The organism is Streptococcus sp. KHUD_017 (assembly GCF_054861245.1).
Genome location: NZ_CM142175.1, coordinates 254,604 through 271,558 on the forward strand (window position 1 = coordinate 254,604; position 16,955 = coordinate 271,558).

Below are 16,955 nucleotides of genomic sequence, written 5' to 3' on the forward strand. Positions count from 1 at the left end.
TAGATTTTCTGAGGAAGAGTTTTATTCTATGGATAAAGGATTTACTTCAAAGGGGACAATCGAAATGAGTAAACTACAGAGATCATTTTTAAAGTATATAAAACGCAAACCAAGCTTCAAGGATATTATGCTATGCAGTGCTTTGTTGCTCTTGGCAATTAGTCTGATGATGTTTTCTGATAAAATTTTTGATGAAGATGCGGCACCATTTGGAACCATGGTATCCTTAGGGATTGTTATCCTGGTAGAAATCTTAGCTGTCAGAAATAAATAAAAAGACTCGAGAAATGGTATCTCGAGTTTTTCTTATTTGCGAATTTCGTCAACGATTTCTTTTGAAATGGGAATTCCTAAACGGTAACCTTTGTTAATGTAGTCAATGACATCATTGATGTTTTCTATCGTTTGGATTTTCTCTTTGATAGTTGCACGAAAAGCTTGATCTTTCAATAGTTGGTTCTGAAGCAGTCTTTGAAGTTTCTCTTTTTCATATTTGTTGACAAGAAAGAGAAAAAGAAGACTGATAACAACTAGAATATAAGCATACTGGCTCATAAAAATTCTCCCTAAGTGATAAAGAAGTAGGTGGTAAGATAAAAGCAAAGTTTTTCACTTTTTGAGTGATGATACTGTAAAGCGCCTAGCCAAAGCCCGAATAGGATTTGGCGTTAGTTACTTAGCTTGCTTAGTAATAAATTAAATTAATAGATCACGACATGCATCCAAATAAGTCGATATTATTTATTTGGATGCATTAGTAAGGCGTTTAGGCAAATCGCCCGATAGCGATTGCCGTCAAGAGACTAGGAACTTTAGTTTCAGTCTCTTGTAACGAATCACATCTTATCTGGCGCCTCTACACCCAACAGACGAAGCGCTTCTTTGAGGACAACTGCTGTTGCATAGCTAAGGGCTAGACGGCTGTCACGTTCTGGACTTTCATCTAAGATACGAGTGTGGGCATAGTATTTGTTAAAGGCTTGCGCTAAGCTGATTGCAAATTTAGCGATGATAGAAGGCTCGTAGTTATCAGCTGCACGTTTAATAATACGTGGGAAGTCTTGGATTAGCTTGATGATTTCCCAGCTTTCAGCATCGTTCAAGCTATAGTTGGCACCTGCTTCAGGTTTGAAATCGGCTTTACGCAAGATTGATTGGATACGAGCGTAGGCGTATTGAACATAAGGGCCGGTCTCCCCTTCGAAGGATACCATAGCTTCAAGGTCGAAGTCATATCCATTTGTACGGTCAGTTTTAAGGTCATAGAATTTAATGGCCCCAACTCCAACAGCATGAGCGACCTGGTCTTTGTTTTCAAGTTCTGGATTTTTGGCTTCGATCTGCGCTTTAGCACGGCTGATGGCTTCTGCTACAGTTGGTTCTAGCAAGATAACATTCCCTTTACGAGTAGAAAGTTTTTTCCCTTCTTTTGTAACCAAGCCAAACGGAACATGGACAATATCTTGGCTCCAATCGTAACCCATCTCTTGCAAGACAGCCTTGAGTTGTTTAAAGTGAGCAGATTGTTCTTGACCAACGACATAGATAGATTTGGCAAATTGGTATTCGTTTTTACGGTAAAGGGCTGCAGCCAAGTCACGTGTGATGTATAGAGTTGCGCCGTCAGATTTCTTGATAAGAGCTGGGTGTTCAATTCCATATTTTTCAAGATTAACAACTTGGGCACCTTCTGATTCGACTAATAGTCCTTTTTCAGAAAGGATGTCTACAACTGCATCCATTTTATCATTGTAGAAAGCTTCTCCGTTATAGCTGTCGAATTCAACTTGTAGCTCATTGTAGAGACGGTTAAATTCTACCAAGCTTTCATCGCGGAACCATTGCCAAAGAGCGAGAGCTTCCTCATCACCGTTTTCAAGTTTGCGGAACCATTCGCGTGCTTCTTCATCCAAGCTTGGATCGTTCTCAGCTTCAGCATTAATGCGGACATAGAGTTTGAGAAGTTCATCAATTGGATGTGCTTTGACAGCTTCTTCATTGCCCCATTTCTTGTAGGCAACAATCAACATCCCAAACTGTTTCCCCCAGTCTCCCAAGTGGTTGACCTTGACAGTTTTATAGCCGATTTTTTGGAAGATATGTGACAAGCTATCTCCGATAACTGTTGAACGAAGGTGACCGATTGAAAATGGTTTAGCGATATTAGGGCTAGACATGTCAATGACAACATTTTCTTGATTGCCAATCTCTTGGTCAGCGTAGTGCTCTTTTTCAGTGATAACGTTTTGTAGAACTTGATCAGAAATGGTAGCCTTATCAAGGAAGAAGTTGACGTAAGGACCTGTTGCTACAACCTTTTCAAAAGCTTGACTATTGATCTTTTCAGCGATGTCAGCAGCAATCATTTGAGGAGCTTTACGTTCGACCTTTGCCAATGAGAAGGCAGGGAAGGCGATATCTCCCATATCTGAGTTTTTAGGTGTTTCTAGTAAATTTAAAATAGCCTCTTGGTCCAGGCTATCAATGACGCTAGCCAACTCGCTAGCAATCAATTCTTTTGTATTCATTTAGTGCTCCTTTAGGGCTTTTCTACTATTTTATCACAATTTACTACATTTTTTTTGAAAGAAGAGATATTTTTTGAAATATCCAGTTTTTTTGATATAATGTTCTTACTAAAAAAATGTAAAATGTAATAAATATGCAATCGAAAGGATCTTATGAGAAAAAGAGAACGTCATCAGCTCATCAAGCGAATGATTACAGAAGAAAAATTAGGCACTCAAAAAGAAATCCAGGATCGATTGGAAGCTTGTAATGTCTTTGTGACACAGACGACCTTATCCCGTGATTTGCGAGAGCTTGGCTTAACCAAAGTTAAGAAAAACGATGTTGTTTACTATGTGCTAGCAAATGAGACAGAGAAGATTGATCTGGTCGAATTCCTTTCACATCACTTAGAGGGTGTTGCAAGAGCCGAATTCACCTTGGTTCTCCACACTAAACTTGGAGAAGCATCCGTTTTAGCCAATGTAGTAGATTCAAATAAAGATGAATGGATTTTAGGTACTGTTGCCGGAGCGAATACCTTGTTGGTTATCTGTAAAGATCAACATGCAGCCAAAGTCATGGAAGAACGCTTGCTAGAGTTAATGGAAGATAGATAAGGTCTTGAGAGCTTCTCTCAGGACTGTTTTTACAAGGAGAGAATGAATGACTACTGAAAAATTATCACCGGGTATGCAACAGTATGTGGATATCAAAAAGCAATATCCAGATGCTTTTTTGCTTTTTCGTATGGGTGATTTTTATGAGTTATTTTATGAGGATGCAGTCAATGCTGCCCAGATACTAGAAATCTCATTGACCAGTCGTAATAAAAATGCTGAAAATCCTATTCCCATGGCTGGTGTTCCTTACCACTCTGCCCAACAATATATCGATGTTCTAGTGGAGCGTGGCTACAAGGTTGCTATAGCTGAACAGATGGAAGATCCCAAACAAGCTGTCGGCGTTGTCAAACGTGAGGTTGTCCAGGTTATTACACCAGGGACAGTGGTTGATAGTAGTAAGCCAGATAGTCAAAACAACTTTTTGGTAGCCATTGATCGTGATGGGGCTCAATATGGTTTAGCCTACATGGACCTAGTAACAGGTGATTTTTATGTAACGGGGCTATCGGACTTTTCTCTAGTCTGTGGTGAAATCCGCAATCTCAAGGCCAGAGAAGTGGTGATTGGTTACGAATTATCTGAAGCGGAAGAACAGATTCTCAGTCGTCAAATGAATCTAGTCCTTTCCTACGAACAGGAAGCATATGAAGACCTTCATCTGTTGGGTTCAGGATTGGCGCCTGTTGAACAAGTTGCTAGCAGTAAACTACTCCAGTATGTTCATCGGACGCAGATGAGAGAGTTGAATCACTTAAAACCTGTTATTCGTTATGAAATCAAAGATTTCTTGCAGATGGATTTTGCGACCAAGGCTAGTCTGGATTTGGTTGAAAACGCTCGCTCAGGCAAGAAACAAGGCAGTCTTTTCTGGTTGCTAGATGAGACTAAAACTGCAATGGGGATGCGTCTTCTACGTTCTTGGATCCAACGTCCTTTGATTGACAAGGATCGTATCGTAGAACGTCAGGAAGTTGTACAAGTCTTCCTGGATTATTTCTTTGAACGCAGTGATTTAACGGAAAGCCTCAAGGGAGTCTACGATATCGAACGTCTGGCTAGTCGTGTATCTTTTGGGAAAAGCAATCCTAAAGACCTCTTGCAACTAGCGACTACCTTAGCTAGTGTTCCACGAATCCGCGCAATCTTGGAGGGAATGGAGCAACCAGCCCTCGCCTATCTGATTGAACAACTGGATGCGATTCCTGAGTTGGAAAGTCTCATTAGCGCAGCCATTGCTCCGGAAGCTCCTCACGTGATTACCGAGGGTGGTATTATCCGAACGGGCTTTGATGAGACCTTGGATAAATACCGTCGTGTACTGAGAGAAGGGACCAGCTGGATTGCTGAGATCGAGGCCAAGGAAAGAGAAAACTCTGGCATCCATACGCTCAAGATTGACTACAATAAAAAAGACGGCTACTATTTCCATGTGACCAACTCGCAGCTAGGCAACGTACCAGTCCACTTTTTCCGCAAGGCTACGCTGAAAAACTCTGAGCGTTTTGGGACAGAGGAGTTAGCACGTATCGAAGGTGAAATGCTAGAGGCGCGTGAGAAGTCGGCTAATCTTGAATATGAAATTTTCATGCGTATCCGTGAAGAGGTTGGTAAGTATATTCAACGTCTGCAAGCCCTAGCCCAAGGGATTGCGACTGTTGATGCCTTACAAGGACTAGCAGTGGTAGCTGAAAATCAACACCTGATTCGCCCAGAGTTTGGGCAAGAGTCGCGGATTGATATCCAGAATGGTCGTCACGCAGTCGTTGAAAAGGTCATGGGAGCCCAAACCTATATTCCTAATAGTATCCAGATGGATGAAGACACCAGCATCCAGCTGATCACAGGACCTAACATGAGCGGGAAGTCAACCTATATGCGTCAGTTGGCAATAACAGCAGTCATGGCACAGATGGGGTCTTATGTCCCTGCAGAAAGTGCCCGCTTGCCAATCTTTGATGCAATTTTTACCCGTATTGGGGCGGCAGATGACTTGGTTTCAGGCCAATCTACCTTTATGGTAGAGATGATGGAAGCTAATAATGCCATTAGTCATGCGACAAAGGATTCCTTGATTCTTTTTGATGAGCTAGGCCGTGGAACCGCAACTTATGACGGCATGGCTTTAGCCCAGTCTATCATCGAGTACATCCACGAGCATATTGGAGCCAAGACTCTTTTTGCGACGCACTACCATGAATTAACCAGTCTGGAAGCTAGTCTTGAACATCTAGTAAATGTACACGTGGCTACGCTTGAGCAAAATGGTCAGGTCACTTTCCTTCATAAGATTGAACCAGGTCCAGCAGACAAATCGTACGGTATTCACGTTGCTAAGATTGCAGGATTGCCAGCAGACTTGCTAAAAAGAGCGGATGCGATTCTAACTCAACTAGAGAGCCAAGGTCAGGAAAATCCAATTTCTATCAATCAAAGGAATGTTGTCAATGAGCAAATGTCTCTCTTTGATGAAAAGGAAGAAAATCCTATCCTAGCAGAATTGGCCCAAGTAGATGTGTACAATATGACACCGATGCAAGCCATGAATCTCTTATTAGAGCTAAAACAAAAATTATAAGCAAAAACCCACTCCGTTTTGTGAGTGGGTTTTTAGGTCTTATTTTTTCTTAGCCAATAATTGGTTGATATGGGCAACCTTCTTTGATTCTCTCTTGTAGAGAACGACCCAGATGATGAGGTAGACGATTGCAAACTCTGGGATGAGTTGGAGGATGAAGAGCCAGTTTAATGGGAACCAGCCTGCTAGGATTGCTAAAGGTACAAAGCCTAGTAGCATGAGGAAGAAGTGAGTGACAGTCGCACGAAGAAGGCTCCAATCTTGAGCGAATAGACGGCTACCAAAACTAAAGAGAACTCCAATAGCTGCCCAGATAACCGTAGAGTAAAGCAAGACTAGAGAACCATGGACTTGATGCTCTCTCATGAATTGACCAACGGGCGATTCATAGCTTAGAGGTGCGTAGTAGCTTGGCGAATAGATAAAAGAAAAGATAATAGATAGGGTGAGGCCAATGAGGATACCAGTTGTGGCATCGTGGAATACTTGTTTTTTCATAGTTCTAATTTCTCCTTAATGGTTTTGAGGTAACGGCGAGATGAGTAGGTAAAACTTTCGTTTTTTAGATAAATTTCAATCAAGCCGTTAGAGGTTAGTTTTAGATGACTAATTGCATCAATGTTGACAATTTCCGATTGGGAAATTTGGATAAAGGAAGCAGGTAGAATTTCACTTGCTTGGTAGAGACGAATGTCGAGAGCATAGATTCGACTGTCCGTTTCAGCCAAGACTTTACGATTCTCGATGTAAATCCGTTGAATCTTTTGAATTTCGATAAGAAAAACCTGATCTTGAAATTTTCCTTTAAGTGTTTCTTTTTGATCTAGCGATTGAACAAAGTCTTGAACTTTTTGAACTCTAGGGGACAAAGTTGGTGCTTCTATGATGATTTGTTCTTCAATATACTGCAGATCAATGTCGAGTTTGACTTTCATAATTTCTCCTTTATCTAGTTGTAATAGAGATCTCTTACTTACAAGTCTATTAAACACCATTTTTTTGACAATTACAAGAAGCTTTGTCTATGTGGTCGGTTGAAGAGTCTATCTGGTAGGTGACCGTTTTCAAAGAGATTTTAGAGTAAAGAAGTCAAAAAATAAGAAGAAATATATTGACAAAAATAGAAAAAAAGTGGTACAATGTTAGACGGTACTTTTTACTTTTGGTCTCTCAAGAGTGTACAGGGACGTGCTGACAAATGTTGCAAAAGTACACACAGATGATAGCTGTCACCAAGTGTATCATCACCAAAAATAAAAAAACACAGGAGAATGTAGATGCCTACAATTAACCAATTGGTTCGCAAACCGCGTAAATCAAAAGTAGAAAAATCTAAATCACCAGCTTTGAACGTTGGTTACAACAGTCATAAAAAAGTTCAAACAAACGTTTCTTCACCACAAAAACGTGGTGTAGCAACTCGTGTTGGAACTATGACACCTAAAAAACCTAACTCTGCCCTTCGTAAATTTGCTCGTGTACGTTTGAGCAACCTTATCGAAGTTACTGCCTACATCCCAGGTATCGGACACAACTTGCAAGAGCACAGCGTGGTGCTTCTTCGCGGTGGACGTGTAAAAGACCTTCCAGGGGTACGTTACCATATCGTCCGTGGTGCACTTGATACTGCAGGTGTTAACGATCGTAAACAAGGCCGTTCTAAATACGGTACTAAACGTCCGAAAAAAGCATAAGGAAAGGGGATAAAGAGAAATGAGTCGTAAAAATAGAGCTCCAAAACGTGACGTATTGCCAGATCCGCTTTACAATTCACAACTAGTTACTCGTCTTATCAACCGCGTTATGCTTGACGGTAAACGTGGTACAGCTGCTTCAATCGTTTACGGTGCTTTTGAACAAATCAAAGAAGCTACTGGTAACGATGCACTTGAAGTATTTGAAACAGCTATGGAAAACATCATGCCTGTACTTGAAGTACGTGCACGTCGTGTTGGTGGATCTAACTACCAAGTCCCAGTTGAAGTTCGTCCAGAACGTCGTACAACACTTGGACTTCGTTGGTTGGTAACAATCGCTCGCCTTCGTGGTGAACACACAATGCAAGACCGTCTTGCAAAAGAAATCTTGGATGCTGCTAACAACACTGGTGCAGCAGTTAAGAAACGTGAAGACACTCACCGTATGGCTGAAGCTAACCGTGCCTTCGCACACTTCCGTTGGTAATAAAATGATACCAAGAGCGGCAAAGGCCCAAGGCAAAAATAGGAAACTGATGCAGTGTTCCGTGAACACAAAGCAGTTTATCTTTTTTGCACCGGGCCTCGCTCGGGTTCAAATCAGTTAACTTGAGCTTTTAGCCCGGGTTCAATTGAGCTAATATCGGCTAACTAACTTTAGCCCGAGTTCAATTCAACTTCCCATCTCACAAGTTGAAACCAACTAAACAAGATAAACATTGAGAACGGGTGGGTCCTGCCTATCCGTTTTTATTGAAATCGTGTTATAATAGAATAGAAATAAAAAATATAGGAGAAACAAACCTCATGGCACGCGAATTTTCACTTGAAAAAACTCGTAATATCGGTATCATGGCTCACGTCGATGCTGGTAAAACAACTACAACTGAGCGTATTCTTTACTACACTGGTAAAATCCACAAAATCGGTGAAACTCACGAAGGTGCGTCTCAAATGGACTGGATGGAGCAAGAGCAAGAACGTGGTATCACTATCACATCTGCTGCGACAACAGCTCAATGGAACAACCACCGCGTAAACATCATCGACACACCAGGACACGTGGACTTCACAATCGAAGTACAACGTTCTCTTCGTGTATTGGACGGTGCGGTTACAGTTCTTGACTCACAATCAGGTGTTGAGCCTCAAACTGAAACAGTTTGGCGTCAAGCAACTGAGTACGGGGTTCCACGTATCGTATTTGCCAATAAAATGGACAAAATCGGTGCTGACTTCCTTTACTCAGTAAGCACACTTCACGATCGTCTTCAAGCAAATGCACACCCAATTCAATTGCCAATCGGTGCTGAAGATGACTTCCGCGGAATCATTGACTTGATCAAGATGAAAGCTGAAATCTATACTAACGACCTTGGTACAGATATCCTTGAAGAAGATATTCCAGCTGAATACCTTGAACAAGCTCAAGAATACCGTGAAAAATTGGTTGAAGCAGTTGCTGAAACTGACGAAGAATTGATGATGAAATATCTCGAAGGTGAAGAAATCACTAACGAGGAATTGAAAGCTGGTATCCGTAAAGCGACTATCAACGTTGAATTCTACCCAGTACTTTGTGGTTCTGCCTTCAAGAACAAGGGTGTCCAATTGATGCTTGATGCGGTTATCGACTACCTTCCAAGCCCACTTGATATCCCTGCGATCAAAGGTATCAACCCAGATACTGAAGAAGAAGAAACTCGTCCAGCATCTGATGAAGAGCCATTTGCAGCACTTGCCTTCAAGATCATGACTGACCCATTCGTAGGTCGTTTGACATTCTTCCGTGTTTACTCAGGTGTTCTTCAATCAGGTTCTTACGTATTGAATACTTCTAAAGGTAAACGTGAACGTATCGGACGTATCCTTCAAATGCACGCTAACAGCCGTCAAGAAATCGACACTGTTTATTCAGGTGATATCGCTGCTGCCGTTGGTTTGAAAGACACTACAACTGGTGACTCATTGACAGATGAAAAAGCTAAAATCATCCTTGAGTCAATCAACGTTCCAGAACCAGTTATCCAATTGATGGTTGAGCCTAAATCTAAAGCAGACCAAGATAAGATGGGTATCGCCCTTCAAAAATTGGCTGAAGAAGATCCAACATTCCGCGTTGAAACTAACGTTGAAACTGGTGAAACAGTTATCTCTGGTATGGGTGAGCTTCACCTTGACGTCCTTGTTGACCGTATGCGTCGTGAGTTCAAAGTTGAAGCGAACGTAGGTGCTCCTCAAGTATCTTACCGTGAAACATTCCGCGCTTCTACTCAAGCACGTGGATTCTTCAAACGTCAGTCTGGTGGTAAAGGTCAGTTCGGTGATGTATGGATTGAATTTACTCCAAACGAAGAAGGTAAAGGATTCGAATTCGAAAACGCAATCGTCGGTGGTGTGGTTCCTCGTGAATTTATCCCAGCGGTTGAAAAAGGTTTGGTAGAATCTATGGCTAACGGTGTTCTTGCTGGTTACCCAATGGTTGACGTTAAAGCTAAGCTTTACGATGGTTCATACCACGATGTCGACTCATCTGAAACTGCCTTCAAGATCGCTGCATCTCTTGCACTTAAAGAAGCTGCTAAGACTGCACAACCAGCTATCCTTGAGCCAATGATGCTTGTAACAATCACTGTTCCAGAAGAAAACCTTGGTGATGTTATGGGTCACGTAACTGCTCGTCGTGGACGTGTAGATGGTATGGAAGCACACGGTAACAGCCAAATCGTTCGTGCTTACGTTCCACTTGCTGAAATGTTCGGTTACGCAACAGTTCTTCGTTCTGCATCACAAGGACGTGGTACATTCATGATGGTATTCGACCACTACGAAGATGTACCTAAGTCAGTACAAGAAGAAATCATTAAGAAAAACAAAGGTGAAGAATAATTCACCGTCACTTTAAAAGAAGTCACTTTGTGGCTTCTTTTTCTGTTTGGTAGAAATAGCTAAAATGGCCTCAAATATGGTAAAATAGAAGGAGTATATTGTGAGGAAAATGGATGTCAACCACTTTTGAAATTTTAATGAATCAGTTGGGAATCCCCGCTGACATAAGAAATCATGAGGCCTTCTCCCAGGCTGAAATTGAACAAGTTATTGTACACAAGCAAAGTAATATTTGGGAGTTTCGTTTTGTCTTTGAGAATATCCTCCCCTTTGAACTCTTTTTAGCGTTGAAGAAGGGATTGAAAGAAGAATTTTCAAAAACAGGAAATCAAGCGACTTTCAAAATTAAAACGAAAGATCAAGATTTTTCAAGAGAGCTTTTACAGGCCTACTATCGGGAGGCTTTTTCAGACGGGCCTTGTTCTAGCCAAGGATTTCGGACCATGTATCAGGATTTTCAAGTCCGATTTGAAAATGATCAGTTGATTATTGAGGCTTCTGAAGCAGCAGATACAGAACATTTTAGAAAAAACCACCTACCAAATCTTAGCAAACAACTTGAGCTCTTTGGTTTTCCTAAGTTTACATGCCATTTAGAGAAAAATGAACATTTGACCAAGGAAGAGCAAGAAGCTTTCCATTTGGAAAATCAAATGATTGTTCAGGCTGCTAATGAAGAAACACTTCGGTCCATGGAACAGTTGGAACAGATGGCGCCACCACCTCCAGTAGAGGACAAGCCTGTCTTTGATTTTCAAGCTAAGAAGGCAGCTGCCAAGCCAAAACTAGAAAAGGCAGAAATTACTCCAATGATTGAGGTCAATACTGAGGAGAACCGTCTGGTCTTTGAAGGAGTTGTCTTTGATGTTGAGCAGAAGGTGACTAGAACAGGTCGTGTTTTGATTAACTTCAAGATGACCGACTATACATCTAGCTTCTCCATGCAAAAATGGGTCAAAAATGAAGAAGAAGCTCAGAAATTTGACATGATCAAGAAAAATTCTTGGCTTCGTGTTCGTGGGAATGTTGAAATGAATAATTTCACGCGAGACTTGACCATGAATGTGCAAGATGTGCAGGAAGTTGTCCACTATGAGCGTAAAGACTTGATGCCAGAGGGAGAACGTCGGGTTGAGTTCCATGCGCATACCAATATGTCGACCATGGATGCTCTACCTGAAGTCGAAGAAATCGTTGGAACAGCAGCCAAATGGGGACATAAGGCAGTAGCAATCACAGACCACGGGAATGTTCAATCCTTCCCTCATGGCTATAAGGCAGCTAAGAAAGCTGGTATCCAGCTGATCTATGGGATGGAAGCCAATATCGTTGAAGACCGTGTTCCTATCGTCTATAACGAAGTGGAGATGGACCTTTCTGAAGCTACCTATGTAGTCTTTGACGTGGAAACGACAGGACTTTCAGCTATCTATAATGACTTGATTCAAGTTGCGGCTTCTAAGATGTATAAGGGTAATATCGTCGCTGAATTTGATGAATTTATCAATCCTGGGCATCCTTTGTCAGCCTTTACGACTGAATTGACTGGAATTACGGATGACCATGTAAAAAATGCGAAACCTTTAGTTCAAGTTTTAAAAGAGTTCCAAGAATTTTGTAAGGATACCGTTCTTGTAGCCCACAATGCAACCTTTGACGTTGGCTTTATGAATGCCAACTATGAACGTTATGGACTGCCCAAAATCACTCAGCCTGTCATCGATACGCTAGAGTTCGCAAGAAATCTCTATCCTGAATACAAGCGCCACGGTCTAGGACCTTTGACCAAGCGTTTTGGAGTTGCCCTAGAACACCACCACATGGCCAACTACGATGCGGAAGCAACTGGCCGTCTGCTCTTTATCTTTATCAAGGAAGTGGCAGAAAAACACGGTGTGACAGATTTGGCACGATTAAACCTTGATTTAATCAGTCCAGATTCGTATAAAAAAGCTCGTGTCAAGCATGCGACCATCTATGTGAAAAATCAGGTGGGCTTAAAAAATATCTTTAAGCTGGTTTCTCTCTCAAATACCCAGTATTTTGAAGGAGTTCCACGAATTCCACGTACGGTTCTGGATGCCCATCGAGAAGGTTTAATCTTGGGATCGGCTTGTACGGAAGGAGAAGTCTTTGATGCAGTCGTGTCACAAGGAGTAGATGCGGCAGTCGAAGTAGCTAAATACTATGACTTTATCGAGGTGATGCCTCCGGCTATCTATGCACCTCTGATTGCCAAGGAGCAGGTTAAGGATATGGAGGAACTCCGCACCATCATCAAGAGCTTGATTGAGGTTGGAGAGCGCCTTGGGAAACCCGTTCTGGCGACAGGAAATGTCCACTATATCGAACCTGAGGATGAGATTTATCGTGAGATTATCGTACGAAGTCTAGGTCAGGGAGCTATGATTAACCGGACTATCGGCCATGGAGAAGCTGCCCAACCAGCTCCGCTACCAAAGGCACATTTTAGAACGACCAATGAAATGTTGGACGAATTTGCCTTTCTAGGAGAAGATTTGGCTCGTAAGATTGTCATTGAAAATACCAATGCCTTGGCAGAAATCTTTGAGCCTGTGGAGGTTGTAAAGGGTGATTTGTACACGCCTTTCATTGACAAAGCCGAAGAAACAGTTGCTGAATTAACCTATAAAAAAGCCTTCGAAATCTATGGGAATCCACTCCCAGATATCGTTGATTTGCGGATTGAAAAGGAATTGACCTCTATCTTGGGGAATGGTTTCGCCGTGATTTATCTGGCTTCACAGATGCTAGTGCACCGTTCCAACGAACGAGGTTACTTGGTTGGTTCCCGTGGGTCTGTTGGATCTAGTTTCGTTGCGACCATGATTGGGATTACCGAGGTCAATCCGCTCTCGCCTCACTATGTCTGTGGCCAGTGTCAGTACAGTGAGTTTATCACAGATGGTTCTTACGGTTCAGGATTTGATATGCCAGATAAAGACTGTCCTAACTGTGGGCACAAGCTCAGCAAGAATGGACAGGACATTCCTTTCGAGACCTTCCTTGGTTTTGACGGGGACAAGGTTCCCGATATCGATTTGAACTTCTCAGGGGAGGACCAGCCGAGTGCCCACTTGGATGTTCGTGATATCTTTGGGGAAGAATATGCTTTCCGTGCAGGAACGGTAGGTACGGTGGCTGCTAAGACAGCCTATGGATTTGTCAAGGGTTACGAGCGTGACTATGGTAAATTCTACCGGGAAGCCGAAGTAGAGCGCCTAGCCCAAGGAGCTGCTGGTGTTAAACGGACGACTGGTCAGCACCCAGGGGGAATCGTTGTTATCCCTAACTATATGGATGTCTATGATTTTACTCCAGTGCAGTATCCTGCAGATGATGTGACTGCTGAATGGCAGACCACTCACTTTAACTTCCACGATATCGATGAGAACGTCCTTAAGCTTGATGTCCTGGGACATGACGATCCGACCATGATTCGGAAACTGCAGGACTTGTCTGGGATTGATCCTAATGAAATTCCTATGGATGATGAAGGCGTGATGGCCCTCTTTTCAGGAACTGATGTTCTTGGGGTGACTCCTGAGCAAATCGGTACACCGACGGGGATGCTGGGGATTCCAGAGTTTGGAACCAACTTTGTACGTGGGATGGTAGACGAGACGCATCCGACGACTTTTGCAGAGTTGCTTCAGCTCTCAGGTCTATCCCACGGTACCGACGTATGGTTGGGAAATGCCCAGGACTTGATTAAGGCTGGAATTGCGGACCTATCAACCGTTATCGGATGTCGGGATGACATCATGGTTTACCTCATGCACGCTGGTCTAGATCCAAAGATGGCCTTTACCATCATGGAGCGAGTGCGTAAGGGAATGTGGCTCAAAATCTCTGAAGAAGAGCGTAATGGATATATCGAGGCCATGAAGGCTAATAATGTCCCTGAGTGGTATATCGAATCTTGTGGGAAAATCAAGTACATGTTCCCTAAAGCCCACGCGGCTGCCTACGTTATGATGGCCCTTCGTGTGGCCTACTTCAAGGTTCACCATCCGATTTATTATTATTGTGCTTACTTCTCCATCCGTGCCAAGGCCTTTGATATCAAGACCATGGGTGCAGGCTTGGATGCTATCAAACGCAAGATGCAAGAAATTGCTGAAAAGCGCAAGAACAATGAAGCTTCTAACGTAGAAATTGACCTTTACACAACACTTGAAATCGTCAATGAGATGTGGGAACGTGGTTTTAAATTTGGCAAGTTAGACCTCTATCGCAGTGATGCGACTGAATTCATCATAGATGGAGACACCCTCATCCCACCGTTTGTCGCTATGGATGGTCTAGGAGAGAACGTTGCCAAGCAACTGGTTCGTGCTCGTCAAGAGGGAGAATTCCTCTCTAAAACAGAACTCCGCAAGCGTGGTGGGCTCTCATCAACCTTGGTTGAAAAGATGGATGAGATGGGGATTCTCGGAAATATGCCAGAGGACAACCAGTTGAGTTTGTTTGACGATTTGTTTTAATAGTTTGAAATGTCTTATGTAGGTTTGAGGTTAGTTAATGATGCTAAAGAAAAACAGAGCAACACCTTGGAAACCAGGGAAAGTTATTTCCATACGCTTGCGAAATGGCGTTTACGTATTAGCACAAATGGTGCGTGATCCCTATCTGGTATTTTTCAACCATTTTAACGAAGAAAATAACTGGAAGGGAGTGACCTTGAAAGAGGAAGATATCCTTTTTTGTAAAGCAGTTACTCGTCAGTTTCTACGCTATAGTTCTGTAGCGATTGTCAAAGAAATTAACCCCCTGTTAGATTATGGACTACCCAAAGAATGGATCTATAGCCATATTGGAGGGCATCCTATTACTGTTTCGGTAAAGGGACGGGAGCGCCAAGTAGCTGGTTTTGGTCGACGCTGTTCTTTAGTTCTAGCGGATAAGGACAGTGGTCAACCGGAGGATAATCCACTTATGGGCCTCTTCCAAGCTTATATCATACCAGATATCAAAGAACAGGATTGGGAACGAGTAGGTCAGGCTGAACACATGTCCATTGAAGTATTTCCAACACTCAATGAGCGTCTCTACCTTTGCTATCTTTATGGGAAAAATATAAATCCAGAACAAGATATCTCTTTGGGAAAGCCCCTGCTTGATGACTATGAAACTTATGTAGATATCCTCACTAACAGCCCAGAGGCTCGACGTCTCTATCTAGGAGAGTACGAAGAATAAGAAAGGACTTTTGATGAAACTCAGAATTTTTGCGGAAGACAAACCTGCTCAAAAGGTTTTTGAATATCAGTTAGAGCTTGCTGATCAGACAATTCTTCTATCGACAGCACTCTTGTCGGGTGCTATTGCTTTAGCAGGATTATTTTCTGCTTTGAAAGAAAAATAAAAATAGAAAAGAGAAACAAGATGGTTTTACCGAATTTTAAAGAAAATCTAGAAAAATACGCTAAGCTTTTGGTTGCAAACGGAGTGAACGTGCAACCTGGTCACACTCTGGCTCTCTCTATCGATGTGGAGCAACGTGAGTTGGCTCACTTAATCGTCAAAGAAGCTTATGCACTTGGAGCGCACGAAGTTATCGTTCAATGGGCAGATGACTTTGTAAACCGTGAGAAATTCCTCCACGCGCCAATGGAGCGTTTGGACAATGTGCCAGAATACAAGATTGCTGAGATGGACTACCTTCTTGAAAATAAAGCAAGTCGTCTCGGTGTTCGTTCTTCTGACCCAGGTGCCTTGAACGGAGTGGATGCTGAAAAGCTCTCAGCTTCTGCTAAAGCTATGGGAATTGCCATGAAGCCAATGCGTATCGCAACTCAATCTAACAAGGTTAGCTGGACTGTAGCAGCCGCTGCTGGACTTGAGTGGGCTAAGAAAGTCTTTCCAAATGCTGCGAGTGACGAAGAAGCAGTGGATCTCCTTTGGGACCAAATCTTCAAGACTTGCCGTATCTACGAAGAAGATCCAGTTAAGGCTTGGGAAGAACATGCAGCTATTCTCAAGAGCAAGGCGGAAATGCTCAACAAAGAACAATTCTCAGCTCTTCACTACACTGCTCCTGGAACAGACTTGACACTTGGCTTGCCTAAGAATCATGTTTGGGAATCTGCCGGAGCGATCAATGCTCAAGGCGAAGGTTTCTTACCAAATATGCCAACAGAAGAAGTCTTTACAGCCCCTGATTTCCGTCGCGCAGATGGTTATGTAACGTCTACAAAACCTCTTAGCTACAATGGAAATATTATCGAAGGCATCAAGGTGACCTTTGAAAATGGTCAAATCGTTGATATCACAGCTGAAAAGGGTGACCAGGTTATGAAGGACCTCGTCTTTAAGAATGCTGGTGCGCGTGCCTTGGGTGAATGTGCCTTGGTTCCAGATCCAAGCCCAATTTCACAGTCAGGTATTACCTTCTTTAACACTCTTTTCGATGAAAATGCTTCTAACCACTTGGCTATCGGTGCAGCCTATGCAACGAGCGTTGTTGGTGGAGCAGAGATGAGTGAAGAAGAGCTGGAAGCTGCAGGACTTAACCGTTCAGATGTTCACGTCGACTTTATGATTGGTTCCAACCAAATGGATATCGATGGTATTCGTGAGGATGGAACACGCGTACCACTCTTCCGTAATGGAGATTGGGCAATTTAAGGAGAAACT

The 16,955-nt window shown here is 42.6% G+C and carries 14 protein-coding genes; 10 read left to right on the forward strand and 4 right to left on the reverse strand.

The window, feature by feature from the left end; translation table 11 throughout:
• Positions 1 to 64: 64 nt before the first annotated feature.
• Positions 65 to 274, forward strand: coding sequence for a hypothetical protein (locus ACVAMZ_RS01225; RefSeq protein ID WP_178894530.1), 210 nt, complete (start codon positions 65 to 67; stop codon positions 272 to 274).
• A gap of 32 nt (positions 275 to 306) precedes the next feature.
• Here ACVAMZ_RS01225 and ACVAMZ_RS01230 read toward each other — a convergent pair whose 3' ends face one another.
• Both ACVAMZ_RS01230 and argS read right to left on the reverse strand, forming a co-directional pair.
• Positions 307 to 555, reverse strand: a complete 249-nt coding sequence (locus tag ACVAMZ_RS01230) for a MarR family transcriptional regulator (protein ID WP_178894531.1) — start codon at positions 553 to 555, stop codon at positions 307 to 309.
• 281 nt (positions 556 to 836) lie between these two features.
• Positions 837 to 2,528, reverse strand: a complete 1,692-nt coding sequence (gene argS / locus ACVAMZ_RS01235; RefSeq protein WP_414275128.1) for an arginine--tRNA ligase — start codon at positions 2,526 to 2,528, stop codon at positions 837 to 839.
• 153 nt (positions 2,529 to 2,681) lie between these two features.
• Between argS and argR the strand changes: the two genes are divergently transcribed.
• Together argR and mutS are read left to right on the forward strand one after the other, a co-directional pair.
• Complete coding sequence (gene argR / locus ACVAMZ_RS01240) at positions 2,682 to 3,128, forward strand: arginine repressor (RefSeq protein ID WP_178894533.1); 447 nt, start codon at positions 2,682 to 2,684, stop codon at positions 3,126 to 3,128.
• 46 nt (positions 3,129 to 3,174) lie between these two features.
• On the forward strand, positions 3,175 to 5,709 hold the full coding sequence (gene mutS, locus ACVAMZ_RS01245) for a DNA mismatch repair protein MutS (RefSeq protein ID WP_461684808.1): 2,535 nt from the start codon (positions 3,175 to 3,177) through the stop codon (positions 5,707 to 5,709).
• Between the two features lie 39 nt (positions 5,710 to 5,748).
• Here mutS and ACVAMZ_RS01250 read toward each other — a convergent pair whose 3' ends face one another.
• Both ACVAMZ_RS01250 and ACVAMZ_RS01255 read right to left on the reverse strand, forming a co-directional pair.
• Entirely contained in the window at positions 5,749 to 6,207 is a 459-nt protein-coding gene (locus ACVAMZ_RS01250) for a DUF3021 domain-containing protein (protein WP_414272876.1), read from the reverse strand.
• Positions 6,204 to 6,644 (reverse strand): LytTR family DNA-binding domain-containing protein, encoded by a 441-nt coding sequence (locus ACVAMZ_RS01255; RefSeq protein ID WP_461684809.1) that lies wholly within the window; start codon positions 6,642 to 6,644, stop codon positions 6,204 to 6,206. Before ACVAMZ_RS01255 ends, ACVAMZ_RS01250 begins: the two co-directional genes overlap by 4 nt.
• Positions 6,645 to 6,986: 342 nt before the next feature.
• Here ACVAMZ_RS01255 and rpsL point away from each other — a divergent pair, with 342 nt between their 5' ends.
• The 7 genes from rpsL to ACVAMZ_RS01290 all read left to right on the forward strand — a co-directional run bounded on the left by rpsL (position 6,987) and on the right by ACVAMZ_RS01290 (position 16,946).
• Positions 6,987 to 7,403 carry a 30S ribosomal protein S12 gene (gene rpsL / locus ACVAMZ_RS01260; RefSeq protein ID WP_001142333.1) on the forward strand — a complete coding sequence of 139 codons (417 nt, stop codon included), beginning with the start codon at positions 6,987 to 6,989 and terminating at the stop codon, positions 7,401 to 7,403.
• Positions 7,404 to 7,422: 19 nt separating this feature from the next.
• Positions 7,423 to 7,893 (forward strand): 30S ribosomal protein S7, encoded by a 471-nt coding sequence (gene rpsG / locus ACVAMZ_RS01265; RefSeq protein WP_000087873.1) that lies wholly within the window; start codon positions 7,423 to 7,425, stop codon positions 7,891 to 7,893.
• A 320-nt stretch (positions 7,894 to 8,213) separates the two neighbouring features.
• Positions 8,214 to 10,295, forward strand: a complete 2,082-nt coding sequence (gene fusA / locus ACVAMZ_RS01270; RefSeq protein ID WP_225749971.1) for an elongation factor G — start codon at positions 8,214 to 8,216, stop codon at positions 10,293 to 10,295.
• A gap of 113 nt (positions 10,296 to 10,408) precedes the next feature.
• Positions 10,409 to 14,803: a PolC-type DNA polymerase III gene (locus ACVAMZ_RS01275; protein WP_414278419.1), complete on the forward strand. Its 4,395-nt coding sequence runs from the start codon at positions 10,409 to 10,411 to the stop codon at positions 14,801 to 14,803.
• A gap of 37 nt (positions 14,804 to 14,840) precedes the next feature.
• On the forward strand, positions 14,841 to 15,518 hold the full coding sequence (locus tag ACVAMZ_RS01280; protein ID WP_414278418.1) for a hypothetical protein: 678 nt from the start codon (positions 14,841 to 14,843) through the stop codon (positions 15,516 to 15,518).
• 13 nt (positions 15,519 to 15,531) lie between these two features.
• Positions 15,532 to 15,684, forward strand: a complete 153-nt coding sequence (locus tag ACVAMZ_RS01285; protein WP_223140520.1) for a hypothetical protein — start codon at positions 15,532 to 15,534, stop codon at positions 15,682 to 15,684.
• Positions 15,685 to 15,704: 20 nt separating this feature from the next.
• Positions 15,705 to 16,946: an aminopeptidase gene (locus ACVAMZ_RS01290; RefSeq protein ID WP_461684810.1), complete on the forward strand. Its 1,242-nt coding sequence runs from the start codon at positions 15,705 to 15,707 to the stop codon at positions 16,944 to 16,946.
• The last annotated feature ends 9 nt before the right edge of the window (positions 16,947 to 16,955 follow it).